Origin of the sequence: Paenibacillus foliorum (genome assembly GCF_013141765.1) — a bacterium.
Classification (GTDB): Bacteria; Bacillota; Bacilli; order Paenibacillales; family NBRC-103111; genus Paenibacillus_S; species Paenibacillus_S foliorum.
Genome location: NZ_WHOD01000116.1, coordinates 1 through 716 on the forward strand (window position 1 = coordinate 1; position 716 = coordinate 716).

Annotated in this window: 1 protein-coding gene; it reads right to left on the reverse strand. The window is 40.6% G+C overall.

Going from position 1 to position 716, the window contains the following annotated elements:
• Nucleotides 1-385 precede the first annotated feature (385 nt).
• The coding region (locus tag GC093_RS30560) for a hypothetical protein (protein ID WP_216624935.1) at nucleotides 386-716 on the reverse strand (331 nt) is incomplete at its 5' end.

Genomic DNA, 716 nt, shown 5'->3' on the forward strand with positions numbered 1-716 from the left:
TCCCACCAAAGCAATCGCCTGGAGATGTCAACATGTTTATGGTTAGATCTCTCGATACAACCAGTAGGCTTGTAACCCCAACTAGATACTAATCCGTACCTAGTAGAAGTACTTGTCTCTTCACTATAGGGACCTAAAATCAGTCTCCCAGACGGTTTAACAAAATGTTCAAGTAGATGTTCCAAAAACATCTGCTGCTTACCGGGAACTGCATAATCTAACTCCTTAACACAGACAAAGTCAAACTTCTCCTTTGGAGTCCAACTCACTGCATTCCCTGTATAAAAATGATTGCTCCATTCTGGAAGGCGTTTCTTCGCTAACTCAATTAAGCCTTGAGAAATATCAAGCCCATGGCAGGTTAATTTATAGTACCCAAGCGCGGTTACCCAACGATGAAGAGACTCGAGCAGATATCCGTTCGCGCCCCAACATCAATAATTGTTCCACTTTTATGAATTACATCAATCAGCATCTGATGCGAATGAAAGTATCCATGTTCATTTCCACCATGCCCTGATTGACCTCTTGGGTTATCGCTTGCCAGATAATGCTCAGTAAAGTACTCATTGTTTATCTCAAACCATTCATCTTCCGATATCTTACCTTCAGACAATTCTTTAAATAGTGACTCATTAAATTCATGTGCCTTATCAATTAGCTTTCTAACTGAATCACTGGTTGACATATGAATCGCCCCCCCATTAGTTGGTATA